Source organism: Cyanobium sp. ATX-6F1 (assembly GCF_047395825.1).
Lineage (GTDB): Bacteria > Cyanobacteriota > Cyanobacteriia > PCC-6307 > Cyanobiaceae > ATX-6F1.
Genome location: NZ_JBCEBF010000001.1, coordinates 906892 through 920426, shown reverse-complemented (window position 1 = coordinate 920426; position 13535 = coordinate 906892). Strand labels below are relative to the sequence as shown.

Sequence of the window (13535 nt, the reverse complement as noted above, 5' to 3'; positions counted from 1 at the left end):
CATTGAGAATTCAGAAGAGAATGTCGTTGTACATCTTGCCGATGATTTCCCTTAGCTTTGTCTTAGATCTCCAGCCCAGTTCCTTGTAGATTCTGGCGGGGTTCATCGCGGAGTATCTGAGGTCGCTGGGCCTCATCAGTGATCCTTGTGTGTGAACATGGTCTTCGGCCTTGAGTCCAGCCATCTCAAAGGCCACCTGCACAAATTCTTTCAACGACGATGTTTCGCCTGAAGAGATCAGATAGTCTTGCGGCTTGTTCGTTTGTAGCATCATATTCATAGCTCGCACATACTCAGGCGCCCAGCCCCAATCCCTCCAGATCTCTAGGTTGCCAAGTTCGAGCCTGTCTAGTTTGCCCTCCTTGATGAGTTGGACTCCTCGGATGATCTTCTGGGTGACAAACCTGCTTTGTCTCAAGGGTGACTCATGATTGGCCAGTATCCCTGTGCATGCCCAGAGTCCATAGGCAATTCTGTAGTTAGCAATTTGCCAGTACGCCGTTGCCTTGGCGACCCCATAGGGACTTCTCGGTTGCATGGCTGTGCTCTCATCGGCAGGCTTTCCCGCAGCTTCGCCAAAGCATTCCGAGCTTCCTGCGTTGAACAGTCTTGTTGGTAGATTCAAGAAGCGGATTACTTCCAGAACATTTAGACATCCTCCAGCAATTGATTCCATGCACTCAACGGGCTGCTCGAACGATAGGCCCACGCTGGTTTGTCCAGCCAGGTTGTAGATTTCGTTTGGTGCTATCGATGAGAACAACCTTAAGGACACTTCGAAAGTCGTTCGGCGCTAGTGAGATGATTTCAACATCTGCGTCAACCTGCAGCCGTCGAAGGCGACTTTGATCGCATGCCTGAGCATCGCGACTGGTGCCGACGACCCTATAACCCTTCGTCAACAGCAGTTGCGTGAGGTATGCGCCGTCCTGCCCTGTAGCTCCAATGATCAGTGCAGTGGGTCTCGTCATTGGTTCAGCCTTCGCATGTCAAGCGGGCCTGTATGGCTTTTCGGGCCTTCGGCTGCTTGGGTGCTTTACACGGGTTTCCCCCTGTGCTCACGTCTTGACCCCGTCCCATCTGCTCATCGCGCATTTTCCCATAGCGTTGTCAAGTCTGGATGGATGGCTTTGCCCGGTTTGACAGGCAGGCCCTCCGTAGTCCATGATTTTCTAGTATCCGAGCGCCGGGCCTCCACAGCTGCACTCAGCTCTGTCTCCTATGCTCTCAGATACCGCGTACTGCGGATGTAGCTCAGTGGTAGAGCATCTCCTTGCCAAGGAGAGGGTCGAGAGTTCGAATCTCTTCATCCGCTTCGTTCAACGGCCCGTCTGGGCCCGCAAAAGCAGCTCCTGACCGTGTTCTGGGCTGAATCCAAGGCGCCTGTAGAAGCCTGAGCTGTTCGTGGTCATCAGGTAGACGCGCTCGGCCCTGGCCACGGCCGGGCTGTGCAGCAGCGCCCCGACGATCCGCCGGCCCAGGCCTTCGCCCTGGTGCCCACTGGCCACCACCACATCCCAAAGCACGGCCCGGAACACCCCGTCGCTGGTGGCCCGGCCGAAGCCCACCAGTTCACGGCCCTGCCAAGCGCTCACAATGGCCTGGCTATGGCCCAGCATCCGCGCCAGATCGCCCCGGCTGCGGCCCGCTGCCCAGAAGCTGTGCCCATCCAGCAGGGCCTGGAGGCCCCCCAGATGAGCGCGCAGCCGCAGGGCCAGGGGCCCGTGGCTGATCAGCCGGTAGGCCTCGCCCCCCGGGGCCTCAACGGTTGGGCTGGGCGAGCTCACGGGGCTGGCCGATCAGGCGAACAGCAGAATCCTCGCCTCCGGCGCCTCGAGGATCCTCGAGGATCCCGGATCTGTCGCCATCTGTTTGCTGAAAACCCCTGCGCCAGCTTGCTTTTGCCCTACAGGGCCTGGCTGCGCGGTGATAGGGTGCCCTGATCTGGCTGGTCCGCTTTCCATGCTCAAGCTGCTGCTGGGGGATCCCAACGCCCGCAAGCTGAAGCGTTTCCAGCCCCTGGTTTCGGACATCAACCTGCTGGAGGAGGACGTCGCTCCCCTCTCCGACGAAGACCTGCGCGCCAAGACCGCCTCCTTCCGGGAGGCCTTAGCCAAGGCGGAGACGCCGGTGCGCCAGCGTCAGCTGCTCGATGAACTGCTGCCCGAGGCCTTCGCCGTGGTGCGCGAGGCGGGCAAGCGGGTGCTGGGCATGCGCCATTTCGACGTGCAGCTGCTGGGCGGCATGGTGCTGCATGAGGGTCAGATCGCCGAGATGAAGACCGGCGAAGGCAAGACCCTGGTCGCCACCCTGCCGGCCTACCTCAACGCCCTCACCGGCAAGGGGGTGCATGTGGTCACGGTGAACGACTACCTGGCCCGCCGCGACGCCGAGTGGATGGGTCAGGTGCACCGCTTCCTGGGGCTCTCGGTGGGCCTGATCCAGCAGGACATGGCCCCGGCCGAGCGCCGCCGCAATTACGCCTGCGACATCACCTACGCCACCAACAGCGAGCTGGGCTTCGATTACTTGCGCGACAACATGGCGAATGACATCGCCGAGGTGGTGCAGCAGGAGTTCCATTACTGCATCATCGACGAGGTCGACTCGATCCTGGTCGATGAGGCGCGCACCCCCTGATCATCTCCGGTCAGGTGGAGCGGCCCCAGGAGAAATACCGCCGTGCCACCGAGGTGGCCGCCCAGCTCGAGCGGGCCGAAGGCATGACCAAGGACGGCATCGACCCCGAAGGCGACTACGAGGTTGATGAGAAGCAGCGCAACGTGACGCTCACCGATGAGGGCTACGCCAAGGCCGAGCAGCTGCTGGAAGTGGGGGATCTGTTCAATCCCGAGGACCCCTGGGCCCACTTCATCACCAACGCCCTCAAGGCCAAGGAGCTGTTCATCAAGGACGTCAACTACATCGTGCGCGATGAGGACGCCGTGATCGTTGATGAGTTCACCGGCCGGGTGATGCCCGGCCGTCGTTGGAGCGATGGTCAGCACCAGGCGATCGAATCCAAGGAAAACCTGCCGATCCAGCCCGAAACCCAGACCCTGGCCAGCATCACCTATCAGAACTTCTTCCTGCTCTATCCGCGTCTGGCCGGCATGACCGGCACCGCCAAGACAGAAGAAGTGGAGTTCGAGAAGACCTACAAGTTGGAGGTCACCGTGGTGCCCACCAACCGGGTACGCTCGCGCACCGATCTGGTCGATCAGGTCTACAAGAACGAGTCCGCCAAGTGGCGGGCGGTCGCCGCGGAGACCGCTGAGTTCCACCGCGCCGGCCGGCCGGTGCTGGTGGGCACCACCAGCGTCGAGAAATCCGAGGTGCTCTCGGCCCTGCTTGCTGAACAGGAGATCCCCCACAACCTGCTCAACGCCAAGCCCGAGAACGTGGAGCGCGAGGCCGAGATCGTCGCCCAGGCAGGCCGGGCCGGCGCTGTGACCATCGCCACCAACATGGCCGGCCGCGGCACCGACATCATCCTGGGCGGCAACACCGACTACATGGCCCGCCTCAAGCTCAGGGAGGTGCTGCTGCCCCGGCTGGTGCGTCCCGAGGAGGGCCACAAGCCCCCGATTCCCCTGCAGCGCGATCCAGCCGCCGGTTTCGCTCCGGGAACGGCCTTGTCCGCCAAGCCATTGAGTGAGGCACGCGCCATCGGCACCCTCTACCCCTGCGCGCTCTCCGAGGAGTGCGATCAGGCCCTGGGCAGTCTGGCCCGTGCATTGGTGGCCGCCTGGGGTGATCGCACCCTCACCGTGCTTGAGCTCGAAGACCGCATCGCCCAGGCGGCGGAGAAGGCCCCCACCGATGATCCCCAGATCGAGCAGCTCCGTGAGCTGATTGCCCGGGTCAAGGCCGAATACGACGCGGTGGTGAAACGCGATGAGGTGACGGTGCGCGAAGCAGGTGGTCTGCATGTGATCGGCACCGAGCGCCACGAGGCCCGCCGGGTCGACAACCAGCTGAGGGGCCGCGCCGGCCGCCAGGGAGACCCGGGCAGCACACGCTTTTTCCTTTCGCTCGAAGACAACCTGCTGCGCATCTTTGGAGGCGAGCGTGTGGCCGGATTGATGAACGCCTTCCGGGTCGAAGAGGACATGCCGATCGAATCGAACATGCTCACCCGTTCGTTGGAGGGGGCCCAGAAGAAGGTCGAGACCTACTACTACGACATCCGCAAGCAGGTGTTCGAGTACGACGAGGTGATGAACAACCAGCGCAAGGCCGTCTACGCCGAGCGGCGGCGGGTGCTGGAGGGCCGTGAGCTCAAAAAGCAGGTGATTGGCTATGGCGAGCGCACCATGGACGACATCGTCGAGGCCTACGTCAACCCCGATCTCCCGCCTGAGGAATGGGATCTGGAGCGGCTGGTGGCCAAGGTCAAGGAATTTGTCTATCTCCTCGAAGATCTACAACCCGAGCAGTTGCAGGGCCTCTCCATCGAGGAGCTCAAGGCCTTTCTCCAGGAGCAGCTGCGCAATGCCTATGACCTCAAGGAGGGGCAGGTGGAGCAGGGGCGGCCGGGGCTGATGCGCGAGGCCGAGCGCTTTTTTATCCTCCAGCAGATCGACACCCTCTGGCGGGAACACCTCCAGGCCATGGATGCCCTGCGCGAATCGGTGGGTCTGCGTGGCTACGGCCAGAAGGATCCCCTGATCGAATACAAGAACGAGGGCTACGACATGTTCCTGGAGATGATGACCGGCATGCGCCGGAACGTGATTTATTCGATGTTCATGTTCGAGCCAAGGCTCGACACCTCCACTGAGCCGGTGGCCTCTGCCTGAGCTGCCTCCCAGAACCCCTTCAGCTAAGGCAGGGTTTCATCCCCCAGAAACTCCATAATTTCCCGGTCCTTGAGATTCTGGGACATGCCGGCATCTAGCCCATCCCTCCCCGGGGTCGCGCCTTCGCTGAGACGTCGCTGAAGCAGGCTCAGCTCACCTTCAAGGGCATCAATCCGCTCCATCAGGTTGCGGATCACCTGGGCTTCGGTGTCAGGCAGGGCGGAGTGGGCCAGGGGGTCGATGCGCACCCCCGACTGGTGCACGACCCGGCCAGGGACCCCCACGACGGTGCTGTCGGCGGGCACGTCCTTCAGCACCACTGAGCCGGCGCCGATCCGGGTGTTGGAGCCCACGCTGATGGCGCCCAGCACCTTGGCGCCGGCGCCCACCACCACGTTCTCCATCAGGGTGGGGTGGCGCTTGCCGTGCATCTTGCCGGTGCCCCCCAGGGTCACCCCCTGGTAGAGCAGGCAGCGGTTGCCGATCTCGGCGGTTTCACCGATCACCACGCCCATGCCGTGGTCGATGAACACCCCATGGCCGATGCGCGCCCCGGGGTGGATCTCCACGCCCGTCAGCGTGCGGCCCAGTTGGGACACCAGCCGCGGCAGCAGGGGCAGGCCCAGCCGCCAGAGTCGGTGGCTGAAGCGATGGATCACCAGGGCATGGAACCCCGGATAGCAGAGCAGGATCTCGAGCTTGCTGCGGGCGGCCGGGTCCCGTTCCTGGATGATCGCCAGATCGGCTCGGATGGCCTGAAGCAGGCGGCCGCTGGAGGGTTCAGGGCTCACGGTGGAGATCCAGCGCGGGCCGAAGATCGGTCTGGGCGAAGTCTGATCCTTTGAACAGCAGGGGGCGATCCAGGGCCTTGGCGAGTGCGTAGCTGAAGCAATCGCCCAGATTCAGCGCCGCTGGATGGTTGCCTTTCCCGAATTGGCACCAGCCCTTCAATGCCCAAGCCACGTGCGCCGGCGCCAGGGCCACCGTGTTGACCTGGCCGAGTTGCAACAGCAGCTGCAGTTCGGCCAACCCGGCCTCCCCGAGATAGCGCATCGTCACGATCTGGGCTTCGACGAGTGTCGCGGTGCTGATGAACTTGCTTTGCTCCTGATTGAGGCAGTTCAGGTAAACGCCTGCATCCGACTCGCCCAGGAGCACCGCCACCAGGGCCGAGCTGTCGATCACCATGGCAGCACAGCGTCGTCGAAAAGATCACGCTCAACCTCTCCCCGCTCACGCGGATCAAGACGGGGAAGGGCGCGGCAGCGTGCCAGTAACGCTTGCATCGCCTGCTTTCTGGCCTCCAGCGCGGCCCCGCTGTTGGGCTCGCCATTCCGCTCCAGTTCGGCGGCCAGGGCCTGGCGCACGGCGTTGGTGACGCTGGTGCCGCGGCGGCTCGCCAGCTCCTTGGCCATGGCGTGGACCCGCTCGTCCTTGATGTTCATCCCCATGGCAGAGCCGGGGTAGAAGTTGGCTGAATTCTACCCAGCGGTGCCTGGGGACTCCCTCAGGGGGCCTGCAGCCCGATCTCCTTGCGCAGCAGTTCGATCGTGGCGGCCCCCAGGTAGCTCTTGGCGCAGTGGAGCTGCGGCAGGCGCATCAGTTGGGAGCGGTTCTGGCGCAGGGTCTGCTCCACCAGCGAGAGGCTGGGGCGGTCGCAGAGCACGTGGCTGGCGGCCCGCAGCAGTGCCAGCAGTCGGCTGTTCACATCGGGCGTCGCTGTCATCACCAGCAGCTCATTGCCGCGCATGCTGTGCAGGATCACCTCCGCCGCCCGCAGGATGCCGGGGCTGATGCTCACCAGGCCCACACAACTGCCCGCCCGCAGCTCCTTGAGCAGATCGAGCTCCTGGCGGAATTCATTGAGATCCACCGCCACCGCACGCACCCCGTGGCGCTTGGCCAGCTCCTCCACGGGCTGGAGGAAGTAGCGGCTGGTGACCACCGTGCCGTTGTTGGAGCTCTCGAGCACCGCCTCGAGCTCCTCCATCGGCACCACCTCCACGGGCACATCCAGGTTGGGGGCCAGCTCCTCGGCGATCAGCATCGAGGCGCCGATGTCTTCGCGCGGGGTGCTCACCAGCACCCGGGCGCCGCAGCGCAGGCGCCAGTCGATCTCCCGGGTGAGCAGTTCCCTGGCCTGCTGCAGGGTGCAACCCGCATTCAGCAATCCATCGACGCACTGGCGCACCTCCCGGTCGATGTCGGGGCGGATCTTGCTGCGCAGGCCGGCCGGGGGCTTGAGCTCCCGGGGCTTCTGCTGGTCGCGCACGTAGATGCCGGAGCCGGCCATGGCCTCGACGACTCCGTCGTTCTCCAGCTGCCGGTAGACCTTGCTGATCGTGTTGCGGTGCAGACCGGTCTGCATCGCCAGCTGGCGGGTGCTCGGCAGGCGGTGACCAGGCGGGTAGTGACGGGCCGCGATCGCGAAGCAGATCTGGTTGTAGAGCTGGGTCGACGCCGGGATGTCGCTTTCCTGCTGGATGTGGAATCGCACGCCGGGTGGGCCAGAGCTGACGACGGCCACCCTACGGAGCTTTGGGGCTGGTGACAATTCCCCCTTTGGCATAAGAGTGTGTGCCAGGGGTGCCAGTTGCCCCAGCTGTCGCAGCCCCTTTTTCTCCACAGCCCTGTTCCATTGGCCCCATCCCCCAGCCCCCGTTCCGTGCTCGGCTCCTGGATCGAGATTGCTGTGCCCCAGGGCCCTGATGTGGCCGCCACTGTTCTGCGCAGCTGGTGGGTCCGGCCGGCTGATGGAGCCCTGCGGGGCGGGGTGCTGGTGCTGCCGGAGGTGTTCGGGGTCAACCCCTGGGTGCGCGGCGTCGCCGGCGCGCTGGCGGCGGAGGGCTACGGCGCCCTGGCGCTGCCGCTGTTCGCCCGCACCGCCCCCGATCTGGAGCTGGGTTACGACGACGCCTCCCTGGCGGAGGGCCGCCAGCACAAAGACCTCACCACAACCCCCAGCTGCTCGCCGATGGTGCGGCCGCCGCCCGCTGGCTGCAGGATCAGCTGGCACCTGATCCGTCCCGGCCATCAGCAGCGGGCCGCCCTGCTCTGGGCTGCGTGGGCTTCTGCTTCGGCGGCCACGCGGCCCTGCTGCTCGCCACACTGCCGGCTGTGGTGGCCAGCTGCGACTTCTACGGCGCCGGTGTGGCCACGGGGCGCCCCGGCGGCGGCCCCCAGCCTGGAGCTGCTCGATCAGGTGGCTGGAAGGCTTTGGTGCTTCTGCGGTGGGGCTGATCCCCTGATCCCCCGGCGGAGGTGGTCGCCATCGAGCGCGCCCTGGCGGCCGCCGATCCCAGCGGCGAACGCCACCGACTGATCAGGGCCGAAGGCGCCGCCCACGGCTACATGTGCAGCGCCCGGAACGCCTTCCAGCCGGCAGCGGCGGCCGAGGGCTGGAGGCTGATGCTGGAGCTGTTCGACGCCGAACTGACGGGCAAGGGCTGAACAGACGGAAGCTGAGCCCGATCGGCTCGCCGCCCCGATCAGAGCGTGCGCACCGCCTTGGCCGCCAGGGCGGCGGCGTCTTTTTCCTTGGTCAGCGGCGTCTTGCGGGGGCTGAGGAACATGATCATGTTGCGGCCCTCCCGCTTCGGGTCCTGCTGGATCTCGGCGTTCTCCTCGAGGTCCTTGGCCATGCGGAACAGCAGCACCTCAGCCAAGGCGGTGTGCTGAATTTCCCGGCCCCGGAAGATCACGGTGCATTTGACCTTGTCACCGTCCTTGAGGAAGCGCACCGCCTGACCGATCCGCACCTGATAGTCGTGGGAGTCGATCTTGTAGCGCATCTTGACCTCCTTGACCTCGGTCTGGTGCGACTTCTTCTTGGCCTCCTTGGCCTTCTTCTCCTGTTCGAACTTGAACTTGCCGTAGTCCATGATTCGGCAGACCGGTGGATCAGCCTTCTCGCTGACCAGCACCAGATCCAGTTCCCGGTCTTTGGCCACCTCCAGGGCCGCTTCCCTGGTGATCACTCCGAGCTGGCTGCCGTCGGAGTCGACCACCCGCAGCTGGGCGTAGCTGCGGTCGTTGATGTTGGGCAGTTCCCGGACGGGCGCCCGGCGGTCAAAACGGGGACGAGGTGGCATTCAGAAGGGCGAGTGGACGGTTGGAAGGTGCCGTGAACGCTTCAGCCTAGAACGTGCCTGATCTGTAGAACCGCTTCGTTGAGAAGATCCGGAGTGGTGAGCCACACCGGTTGGTGTTGCCGGCGAAACCAGGTGCGCTGGCGCTTGGCGTACTGGCGGGTGCGCCGGGCCGTGAGCGCGATCGCCTCGGCCTCCTCCAGGCGCCCGGCGAGCAGGGCCTTGGCTTCGCCGTAGCCGATCGTCTCCAGCAGCGGGCAGTGGTCCCCGAAGCGCTCCAGCAGCTGGGCCGTTTCCGCCACCAGGCCCCCTGGTAGAGGGCCTCGGTGCGGCGATCGATGCGTTCCATCAGATCAGCCCGGTTCACCCCCAGCTCCAGGACCCGCCAGGGCGGAGGCACAATCCCCTGCTGGCTCGAGAGCGGCCGGCCGGTGGCGTAGAGCACCTCCAGGGCCCGTTGGGTGCGCACCGCATCGGCAACGGCAATGCGCCCGGCGGAGGCCGGATCGGCCGCGCGCAGCAACTGGTGGCAACTGGCCTGGCCGAGGGCCTGCAGCTGCGCCCGCAGCTGGGGTTGGGGCGGCACCGCCGGGGGCGACAGTCCCTGGGTGATCGCCTTGAGGTAGAGCCCACTGCCCCCGACCAGGAACGCCACCCCCGCCGCCGGTGCTCGGCGGTGATCACCGCTTCGGCCTCGGCGCGGAATTCCTGCAGGTTGATCGGCTGATCGGGGCGGCGCAGGTCCAGCAGGTGGTGGGGCACCATGCGGCGCTGGGCGGCCGTGGGCTTGGCCGTGCCGATGTCCATGCCCACATAGAGCTGGCGCGAATCCACCGAAATCACCGCCAGGTCAAGCCGCTGGGCCAGCTCGATCGCCAGGTCGGTCTTGCCGCTGGCGGTGGGCCCGAGCAGTGCGATCACCAGGGGCGGCGTGGGGTCGGACAAGGGGCGGGGGCAGAAGGGGGTTGGAACCCCCGGGCGAACGGAGTCTCAGAGGCCCCCAGGCGGGGCTGTGGGGCATCGGTGATAGATTGAGCCTGCCAGGTCGCGTCTTTTCGCTTCCTCCCGCCTTCCTGGCCGCAAATCACCGGAATGAGCGAAGCCAGCAAGGTCAGTGCCGCCTACGGCGCCGAGCAGATCCAGGTGCTGGAAGGCCTGGAGCCCGTGCGCAAGCGGCCGGGCATGTACATCGGCACCACAGGCCCCCGGGGTCTGCACCACCTCGTCTATGAGGTGGTCGACAACTCCGTGGACGAGGCCCTGGCGGGCCACTGCAGCGAGATTCTGGTTCACCTGGGGGAAGACGGCTCGGCGACGGTCTCCGACAACGGCCGTGGCATCCCCACCGATGTGCACTCCCGCACCGGCAAGTCGGCGCTGGAAACGGTGATGACGGTGCTCCACGCCGGCGGCAAGTTCGGCAGTGGCGGCTACAAGGTGTCTGGCGGCCTCCACGGCGTGGGGATTTCGGTGGTGAACGCCCTGAGCGAGTGGGTGGAGGTGGAGGTGCGGCGCCAGGGGCAGGTGCACCGCCAGCGCTTCGAGCGCGGTGCCCCGATCGGCAGCCTGGTTTCAGAGCCCGACAGCAGCGGCCGCACCGGCACCACGGTGAGCTTCAAGCCCGACATCGAGATCTTCAGCGGCGGCATCGCCTTCGACTACCACACCCTCTCCGGGAGGCTGCGGGAGCTGGCCTACCTCAACGGCGGCGTCAAGATCGTCTTCCGCGACGAGCGCGAGGCGGCCCGCAGCTCCAGCGGGGAGGCCCACGAGGAGATCTACCTCTACGAAGGCGGCATCAAGGAATATGTCGCCTACATGAACACCGACAAGGATCCCCTGCACCCCGACATCATCTATGTGAATTCCGAGAAAGACGGCGTTCAGGTGGAGGCGGCCCTGCAGTGGTGCGTTGATGCCTACTCCGACAGCATCCTCGGTTTCGCCAACAACATCCGCACCGTCGATGGCGGCACCCACATCGACGGTCTGAAAACCGTGCTGACCCGCACGCTCAATACTTTTGCCCGCAAGCGGGGCAAGCGCAAGGAGGCCGAAGGCAACCTCGCCGGCGAGAACATCCGCGAGGGCCTCACCGCCGTGCTCTCGGTGAAGGTGCCCGAGCCCGAGTTCGAAGGTCAGACCAAGACCAAACTCGGCAATACCGAGGTGCGCGGCATCGTCGACAACCTCGTGGGCGCGGCCCTCAGCGAATACCTGGAGTTCAACCCCGGGGTGATCGATCTGATCCTGGAGAAGGCGATCCAGGCGTTCAATGCCGCCGAGGCCGCCCGCCGGGCCCGCGAACTCGTGCGCCGCAAGTCGGTGCTGGAGAGTTCCACCCTGCCGGGCAAGCTGGCCGACTGCAGCTCCCGTGATCCCAGGGAGTCCGAGATCTACATCGTGGAGGGGATTCGGCCGGTGGCTCCGCCAAGCAGGGCCGCGATCGTCGCTTCCAGGCGATCCTGCCCCTGCGGGGCAAGATCCTCAACATCGAGAAAACCGATGACGCCAAGATCTACAAGAACACCGAGATTCAGGCCCTGATCACGGGGCTGGGCCTGGGCATCAAGGGCGAGGATTTCAATGAATCCGCCCTGCGCTACCACCGGATCGTGATCATGACCGATGCGGACGTGGACGGCGCCCACATCCGCACCCTGATCCTCACCTTCTTCTTCCGCTACCAGCGGATGCTGCTGGAGGGGGGCTACATCTACATCGCCTGCCCGCCCCTCTACAAGGTGGAGCGCGGCAAAAATCACACCTATTGCTACAACGAACAGGATCTCAAGAAAACCCTTGATGCTTTCCCCGAGAAGGCCAATTACACGATCCAGCGTTTCAAGGGTCTCGGGGAGATGATGCCCAAGCAACTCTGGGAAACCACCATGGACCCGGAGACCCGCACGATGAAACGTGTGGAAATTGAAGACGCGGCCGAGGCTGACCGCATCTTCACGATCCTGATGGGCGACAAGGTGGCCCCCCGCCGGGAGTTCATCGAGACCCACAGCGCCGAGCTGGACTTCGCCCAACTCGACATCTGATGGATTGGCGCTGGGCCTGGGTGCTGGGTTTCGCCCTGATCGCACCGGCGGCCCTGCCCGCTGGTGGGGCTGATCGTCGTCAGCCGGCGGTGCGTCGGCGCCTGGCCGCCGAGCCGCTGCTGGTGGCTGATTCCGTCGCCCTGCGCTTGGCTCCCCGCCGCCATGCCCCCGCCCTGGTGGCCCTGCAGCCCGGCGAACCCCTGCGGCTGCTGCGCAGCTGGGTGGCCCCGAACGGCCGCCGCTGGCTCCAGGTGCAGGCGGATTCCGCGCCTGGCACCCCACGGCGGGGCTGGCTGGTGGGTTGAGGCAGGTGCTGCCTTGAGGGACACCTTGCTGGTGGCCGTTGGGGCGATTCCAGGGGCCTGGCTGCGTTTTCGCCTGGTCAACCACTTCCAGCCGCTGATCCCGCGCAAGCACTGGGCCACCTTCGCCGTCAACGTGGGCGCCAGCTTTGCCCTGGGGTTGCTGGTGGCCCTCGATCAGCGCAGCCCCGGCAGCCCCCGCCTGCTGCTGCTCCTGTCCACGGGATTTCTCGGCAGCCTCAGCACCTTCTCCACCTTCATCGTTGAGGTGTTGCAGGCCCTGCAGCGGGGCGAGCGGCGCGAAGCGCTGGCCCTCGGGCTGGGGTCGGTGCTGGCGGGGCTGCTGGCCCTGGAACTGGGCCTGCTCATGGGGGGCATGAGCGCCGCCCTGCGCTTTGACCTCAAGGAACTGGCCCTGGTGGGGGCGGGGGCCGTGCCGGGCGCCTTGCTGCGTTGGCAGGCGGTTGTTCAGCTGGGGCCGGTGCTGGGGGGCAGCGCCGGCGCCAATCTGCTGGTGAACCTGGTCGGTTCGTTCCTGCTGGGAATCCTGGCGGGCCCCCTGAAGCCAGCCAGTGCCGTGATGCTGCTGCTGGGAATCGGCTTCTGCGGTTCCCTCACCACCTTCAGCTCCTGGATGCTGGATGTGGTGCGACTGCAGCAGCAGGGGCACGGCGCCTGGGCTGTGCTGCTGGTGGCGGGCAGTCTGACCGTTGGCCTGCTGGCCGCTGCCCTGGGGCAGGCCTCCAGCCGCTGGCTGCTCAGGCCGCCAACGCCGCCTCGATCGCGCCGCTGAGTTCGGCGGATTCGGGATCCACGGCGCTCTTGAAACGCCCGAGCACCGTGCCGTCCTTGCCGATCAGGAACTTCTCGAAATTCCAGGCCACCTCGCCCGCGGGTTCGGCCTGGTTGAGGGTGTCGTAGGGGGCGGTGGCAGCGCCCTTGGCGTGGACCTTCTCAAACAATTCGAAGCTGGCGCCAAAACTCGTGGAGCAGAACTGCTGGATTTCCGGCAGCGTTCCCGGCTCCTGGGCGCCGAAGTCATTGCAGGGAAAGCCGAGCACCTGAAGGCCCTGGGGGCCGTAGGTGTCCTGGAGTTTCTGCAGGCCGGCGTACTGCTTGGTGAAGCCGCAGCGGCTGGCCACGTTGACGATCAGCAGCACCTTGCCGGCACGATCCCCGAGGCGCTGCTCGCTGCCATCGGCCGCCTTCACCACCACATCCGAAACGTCGACAGCCATGGAATCCCTGTGTGCATCAACGGCAAGCTAGCGGCCGCCCTGGAGCGCTGAGGTG

Annotated in this window: 13 protein-coding genes, 1 tRNA gene and 4 pseudogenes; 8 read left to right on the top strand and 10 right to left on the bottom strand. The window is 65.4% G+C overall.

Annotated features, from left to right (window positions below; translation table 11 throughout):
• Nucleotides 1–10: 10 nt before the first annotated feature.
• Nucleotides 11–709 carry a GDP-mannose 4,6-dehydratase gene (locus AAF143_RS05615; RefSeq protein WP_414026627.1) on the bottom strand — a complete coding sequence of 233 codons (699 nt, stop codon included), beginning with the start codon at nt 707–709 and terminating at the stop codon, nt 11–13.
• Entirely contained in the window at nt 681–971 is a 291-nt protein-coding gene (locus tag AAF143_RS05610) for a GDP-mannose 4,6-dehydratase (protein ID WP_414026626.1), read from the bottom strand. The genes AAF143_RS05615 and AAF143_RS05610 overlap by 29 nt, the downstream gene beginning before the upstream one ends.
• Nucleotides 972–1243: 272 nt before the next feature.
• Between AAF143_RS05610 and AAF143_RS05605 the strand changes: the two genes are divergently transcribed.
• A tRNA-Gly gene (locus AAF143_RS05605) sits at nt 1244–1315 on the top strand.
• 4 nt (nt 1316–1319) lie between these two features.
• Here AAF143_RS05605 and AAF143_RS05600 read toward each other — a convergent pair.
• Nucleotides 1320–1787 (bottom strand): GNAT family N-acetyltransferase, encoded by a 468-nt coding sequence (locus tag AAF143_RS05600; RefSeq protein WP_409995638.1) that lies wholly within the window; start codon nt 1785–1787, stop codon nt 1320–1322.
• A 175-nt stretch (nt 1788–1962) separates the two neighbouring features.
• On the opposite strand from AAF143_RS05600, the pseudogene secA reads away from it, so the two are divergent.
• Nucleotides 1963–4802: pseudogene (gene secA / locus AAF143_RS05595) on the top strand (preprotein translocase subunit SecA).
• A gap of 23 nt (nt 4803–4825) precedes the next feature.
• On the opposite strand, the gene cysE reads toward secA, so the two are convergent.
• From cysE to AAF143_RS05575, 4 genes are all read right to left on the bottom strand, one after another.
• Nucleotides 4826–5566: a serine O-acetyltransferase gene (cysE, locus tag AAF143_RS05590; RefSeq protein WP_255008753.1), complete on the bottom strand. Its 741-nt coding sequence runs from the start codon at nt 5564–5566 to the stop codon at nt 4826–4828.
• A 16-nt stretch (nt 5567–5582) separates the two neighbouring features.
• Nucleotides 5583–5966, bottom strand: coding sequence for a type II toxin-antitoxin system VapC family toxin (locus AAF143_RS05585; protein ID WP_255008688.1), 384 nt, complete (start codon nt 5964–5966; stop codon nt 5583–5585).
• A 17-nt stretch (nt 5967–5983) separates the two neighbouring features.
• Nucleotides 5984–6247, bottom strand: coding sequence for a type II toxin-antitoxin system VapB family antitoxin (locus tag AAF143_RS05580; RefSeq protein ID WP_414026625.1), 264 nt, complete (start codon nt 6245–6247; stop codon nt 5984–5986).
• 62 nt (nt 6248–6309) lie between these two features.
• A complete protein-coding gene (locus tag AAF143_RS05575) occupies nt 6310–7299 on the bottom strand; it encodes a GntR family transcriptional regulator (protein ID WP_414026624.1) in 990 nt (329 codons plus the stop codon).
• A gap of 566 nt (nt 7300–7865) precedes the next feature.
• Between AAF143_RS05575 and AAF143_RS05570 the strand changes: the two genes are divergently transcribed.
• Both AAF143_RS05570 and AAF143_RS05565 read left to right on the top strand, forming a co-directional pair.
• Complete coding sequence (locus AAF143_RS05570) at nt 7866–8042, top strand: hypothetical protein (RefSeq protein ID WP_414026623.1); 177 nt, start codon at nt 7866–7868, stop codon at nt 8040–8042.
• A 21-nt stretch (nt 8043–8063) separates the two neighbouring features.
• Complete coding sequence (locus tag AAF143_RS05565; RefSeq protein ID WP_414026622.1) at nt 8064–8252, top strand: hypothetical protein; 189 nt, start codon at nt 8064–8066, stop codon at nt 8250–8252.
• A 38-nt stretch (nt 8253–8290) separates the two neighbouring features.
• On the opposite strand, the gene infC is transcribed toward AAF143_RS05565, so the two are convergent.
• Both infC and miaA read right to left on the bottom strand, forming a co-directional pair.
• Nucleotides 8291–8893, bottom strand: coding sequence for a translation initiation factor IF-3 (infC, locus tag AAF143_RS05560; protein ID WP_255008684.1), 603 nt, complete (start codon nt 8891–8893; stop codon nt 8291–8293).
• 41 nt (nt 8894–8934) lie between these two features.
• A pseudogene (gene miaA, locus AAF143_RS05555) lies at nt 8935–9835 on the bottom strand (tRNA (adenosine(37)-N6)-dimethylallyltransferase MiaA).
• 147 nt (nt 9836–9982) lie between these two features.
• On the opposite strand from miaA, the pseudogene gyrB reads away from it, so the two are divergent.
• From gyrB to AAF143_RS05535, 4 genes and pseudogenes are all read left to right on the top strand, one after another.
• Nucleotides 9983–11940, top strand: a pseudogene (gyrB, locus tag AAF143_RS05550) (DNA topoisomerase (ATP-hydrolyzing) subunit B).
• Nucleotides 11940–12245 (top strand): SH3 domain-containing protein, encoded by a 306-nt coding sequence (locus tag AAF143_RS05545; protein ID WP_255008679.1) that lies wholly within the window; start codon nt 11940–11942, stop codon nt 12243–12245. Before gyrB ends, AAF143_RS05545 begins: the two are co-directional and overlap by 1 nt.
• 31 nt (nt 12246–12276) lie before the next feature.
• Nucleotides 12277–12591 (top strand): annotated as a pseudogene (locus AAF143_RS05540) (FluC/FEX family fluoride channel); the annotation flags it as partial.
• An 18-nt stretch (nt 12592–12609) separates the two neighbouring features.
• Nucleotides 12610–13035 (top strand): fluoride efflux transporter FluC, encoded by a 426-nt coding sequence (locus tag AAF143_RS05535; protein ID WP_414026894.1) that lies wholly within the window; start codon nt 12610–12612, stop codon nt 13033–13035.
• Here AAF143_RS05535 and AAF143_RS05530 read toward each other — a convergent pair.
• Nucleotides 13001–13480, bottom strand: coding sequence for a glutathione peroxidase (locus AAF143_RS05530; protein WP_255008674.1), 480 nt, complete (start codon nt 13478–13480; stop codon nt 13001–13003). The genes AAF143_RS05535 and AAF143_RS05530 overlap by 35 nt on opposite strands.
• Between the last annotated feature and the right edge of the window lie 55 nt (nt 13481–13535).

Bases quoted from the DNA above. Each gene is read 5' to 3' on its own strand.
- AAF143_RS05545 (WP_255008679.1), top strand. From the start codon at position 11,940: ATGGATTGGCGCTGGGCCTGGGTGCTGGGTTTCGCCCTGATCGCACCG.
- AAF143_RS05530 (WP_255008674.1), bottom strand. From the start codon at position 13,480: ATGGCTGTCGACGTTTCGGATGTGGTGGTGAAGGCGGCCGATGGCAGC.
- infC (WP_255008684.1), bottom strand. From the start codon at position 8,893: ATGCCACCTCGTCCCCGTTTTGACCGCCGGGCGCCCGTCCGGGAACTG.
- AAF143_RS05535 (WP_414026894.1), top strand. From the start codon at position 12,610: ATGGGGGGCATGAGCGCCGCCCTGCGCTTTGACCTCAAGGAACTGGCC.
- AAF143_RS05610 (WP_414026626.1), bottom strand. From the start codon at position 971: ATGACGAGACCCACTGCACTGATCATTGGAGCTACAGGGCAGGACGGC.
- AAF143_RS05580 (WP_414026625.1), bottom strand. From the start codon at position 6,247: ATGAACATCAAGGACGAGCGGGTCCACGCCATGGCCAAGGAGCTGGCG.